The sequence below is a fragment of the Pseudomonas sp. SBB6 genome (genome assembly GCF_024213215.1).
GTDB classification, from domain to species: Bacteria; Pseudomonadota; Gammaproteobacteria; order Pseudomonadales; family Pseudomonadaceae; genus Aquipseudomonas; species Aquipseudomonas donghuensis.
Genome location: NZ_JANAVH010000025.1, coordinates 1 through 3006, shown reverse-complemented (window position 1 = coordinate 3006; position 3006 = coordinate 1). Strand labels below are relative to the sequence as shown.

Below are 3006 nucleotides of genomic sequence, written 5' to 3'. Positions count from 1 at the left end.
ATGTGAGAGTAGGTCATCGTCAAGATTAAATTCCGAAACCCCTATCTGCGTACGCAGGTAGGGGTTTTGTCTTTCTGACATTTTCCTCTGTGCGCTCCTACTGCCGCTCCCGCAACTCAGTTTTCTATGCAATCCCCACCTGCATGGCTATCATGCCCTCCTCATTGTGAGTCGAGATTGGCATGCTGAAGTTGTTGAAGCTCCTCAAGGATGGCCGGTTCCATTCCGGGCAAGACCTGGGCGCAGCCTTGGGCGTCAGTCGCGCCGCTGTCTGGAAGCAATTGCAGCTTCTTGAGGCTGAGCTGAACCTGCCCATTCATAAGGTCCGTGGCCGTGGTTATCAGTTGGCCACGCCTTTGTCGTTGCTGGAGGAGTCGGCGATTGCCGAGCTTTCCCAGGGCGAGCACTGGCCGGTATTGATATTTGAATCCATCGACTCGACCAATGCCCAGGCCCTGCGCTCTATTGGTGAGGGCCAGGCCGCACCCTTTCTGGTCCTGGCTGAGCGTCAGGCGGCGGGGCGCGGTCGACGTGGTCGTCAGTGGGTCAGCCCGTTCGCGGAAAACCTCTACTACAGCCTGGTGCTGCGTATAGAAGGTGGCATGCGTCAACTGGAAGGCTTGAGCCTTGTGGTGGGCCTGGCGGTAATGCGTACGCTACAGACCTTTGGCGTGGCCGGAGCCGGGCTTAAATGGCCAAACGATGTTCTGGTAAACAATCAGAAAATCGCCGGCATCCTCCTGGAACTGGTCGGTGATCCCGCGGATGTCTGTCACGTCGTGCTGGGGATCGGTATCAACGTCAATATGCAGGTCAACGAGCAGATCGATCAGCTGTGGACGTCTGTGCGTCGTGAGACAGGGGTGGCAGTCGATCGTAATAAACTGGTGGCTGTGCTCAGTCAGAACCTGCAGCAGGATCTGCAGCGCCATCGGCAATCCGGTTTCGCCGCGTTCCAGGCCGAATGGGAGCAATCCCATCTGTGGCAGGGGGCTGCGGTGTCCTTGATTGCCGGGGTCAACCGGATTGACGGAATGGTTCTAGGCATTGACCGGCAAGGGGCGCTGCGCCTCGAGGTTGATGGTGTTGAAAAGAGCTTTAGCGGTGGTGAGCTCAGTTTGAGGTTGCGTGATGATTCTTGAGCTCGATTGCGGCAACAGCTTTATCAAGTGGCGGGTCATCCATGGTGCGCAGGGTGCTGTGGCTGCCGGCGGCATAGTGGACTCCGATCAGGCCCTGGTAGCGGCTGTCATGGCGCTCCCTGAGGCGCCCAAGCGTTGCCGCCTGGTCAGTGTCAGAAGTGAAGAGGAGACTGCCGGTCTTTCGGCGCTGCTCGCTCAGCACTTTGGCCTGAGTGTTGTGGTGGCGCAGCCGGCCAAAGAGGTCTGTGGCGTGCGTAATGGCTATGAAGACTACCAGCGCCTTGGCCTGGATCGTTGGCTTGCGCTCCTGGGAGGGTATCACTTGGCGGGCGGCGCTTGCCTGGTCATGGATTTTGGTACGGCGGCCAAGGCCGACTTCGTATCTGCCGACGGCGAGCATCTGGGTGGCTTCATTTGCCCGGGCATGCCGTTGATGCGCAGTCAGCTGCGTACCCACACCCGGCGCATCCGCTATGACGATGCTTCGGCTGAACGGGCATTGTCGAGCCTGGCGCCTGGGCGTTCTACTGTCGAGGCGGTGGAGCGTGGTTGCGTGCATATGCTGCAGGGCTTTGTTCGCTCGCAGCTCGAATACGCTCAGGGACTGTGGGGTGATGATTTCACCGTGCTGCTAACCGGGGGCGATGCGCTCCTGGTGCAGGAGGCCGCGCCACAGGCCCGGGTGGTGCCGGACCTGGTGTTCGTTGGTCTGGCCATGGCTTGTCCCCTGGATTGAGGTGCCTATGCGTTGGTTGTTTCTGTTGTTGGTGGTGCTCAATGTCTTTTATTACGTCTGGCACCAGCAGGAAGCGCCGTTGAAGGCCAAGGAAGTGGCGCCGTTGTCGCTGTATAAGGGAAATCAGCAGGATATTCGTCTGCTGAGCGAGTCGAGCAAGGGTAAAACGGCGCCCGAGCGTGGCCAGGAATGCCTCTACGTAGGCGGCCTGGCGGGCCAGGATCAGATAAAAGCACTGCGTCAGCGCTTGCTGACCCTGGATATTGCTGCTGTTCCGGTGACCGGCCGCCTGGGTGATAGCACTGGTTTGTGGCTGCAGATCGCGCCCCAGAGCCAGCGTTTGCTGGACCAAACCGTGCTTGGGACACTTTCCCATGATTTCAAAGACTTAAAACATAAAATAATGTTGTGCGAGGGTATTGCAACTGGCGAATAGCTTGATAGAATGGCGCCCGCTTCACAGGGAACACCACTCAGGTGGTAGAGCTGGAAGCGGTGTCAAAGCAGCTAAGCTTCAGATTTGATTGAAAAAATTTGAAAAAGCGCTTGACACTGGATCGGTATCTAAATAGAATGCCGGCCAAATCTGGAGGGATTCCCGAGCGGTCAAAGGGGACGGACTGTAAATCCGTTGCGAGAGCTTCGAAGGTTCGAATCCTTCTCCCTCCACCAGTTTTAGCGAGAGCCGCAAGCTCCGCGGGTATAGTTTAGTGGTAGAACCTCAGCCTTCCAAGCTGATGATGCGGGTTCGATTCCCGCTACCCGCTCCAGGTTTGCTGTTGTTGCACAGTGTTGCGCTCTTGTAGCTCAGTTGGTAGAGCACACCCTTGGTAAGGGTGAGGTCAGCGGTTCAAATCCGCTCAAGAGCTCCATATAACCAAGGCAGATATGAAAATATCTGCCTTTGTTTTAATGGTCATATTGACTTGCTTATTTCTTCTTGCTGAGGATTGTCTCGATGGCTAAGGAAAAGTTCGATCGTAGTCTGCCGCACGTGAACGTCGGCACCATTGGTCACGTTGACCATGGCAAGACCACGCTGACCGCAGCGCTGACTCGCGTCTGCTCCGAAGTTTTCGGTTCGGCCGTTGTTGACTTCGACAAGATCGACAGCGCTCCAGAAGAGAA

4 protein-coding genes and 3 tRNA genes are annotated in these 3006 nt (G+C 56.9%); all 7 read left to right on the top strand.

Features of this window, described 5'->3' with window-relative positions; all coding sequences use genetic code 11:
• Positions 1-182: 182 nt before the first annotated feature.
• Complete coding sequence (gene birA / locus NLX68_RS26365) at positions 183-1142, top strand: bifunctional biotin--[acetyl-CoA-carboxylase] ligase/biotin operon repressor BirA (protein WP_254286426.1); 960 nt, start codon at positions 183-185, stop codon at positions 1140-1142.
• Complete coding sequence (locus NLX68_RS26360) at positions 1132-1878, top strand: pantothenate kinase (RefSeq protein ID WP_254286425.1); 747 nt, start codon at positions 1132-1134, stop codon at positions 1876-1878. Before birA ends, NLX68_RS26360 begins: the two co-directional genes overlap by 11 nt.
• Positions 1879-1885: 7 nt before the next feature.
• Positions 1886-2314, top strand: coding sequence for a hypothetical protein (locus NLX68_RS26355; protein ID WP_254286424.1), 429 nt, complete (start codon positions 1886-1888; stop codon positions 2312-2314).
• Positions 2315-2466: 152 nt separating this feature from the next.
• Positions 2467-2550: transfer RNA gene (locus NLX68_RS26350), tRNA-Tyr, on the top strand.
• Positions 2551-2574: 24 nt separating this feature from the next.
• Positions 2575-2648: transfer RNA gene (locus NLX68_RS26345), tRNA-Gly, on the top strand.
• Between the two features lie 26 nt (positions 2649-2674).
• Positions 2675-2750: transfer RNA gene (locus tag NLX68_RS26340), tRNA-Thr, on the top strand.
• Between the two features lie 86 nt (positions 2751-2836).
• Positions 2837-3006, top strand: a 170-nt coding sequence (locus NLX68_RS26335) for a GTP-binding protein (RefSeq protein WP_254286427.1), incomplete at its 3' end; no start/stop codon positions are given.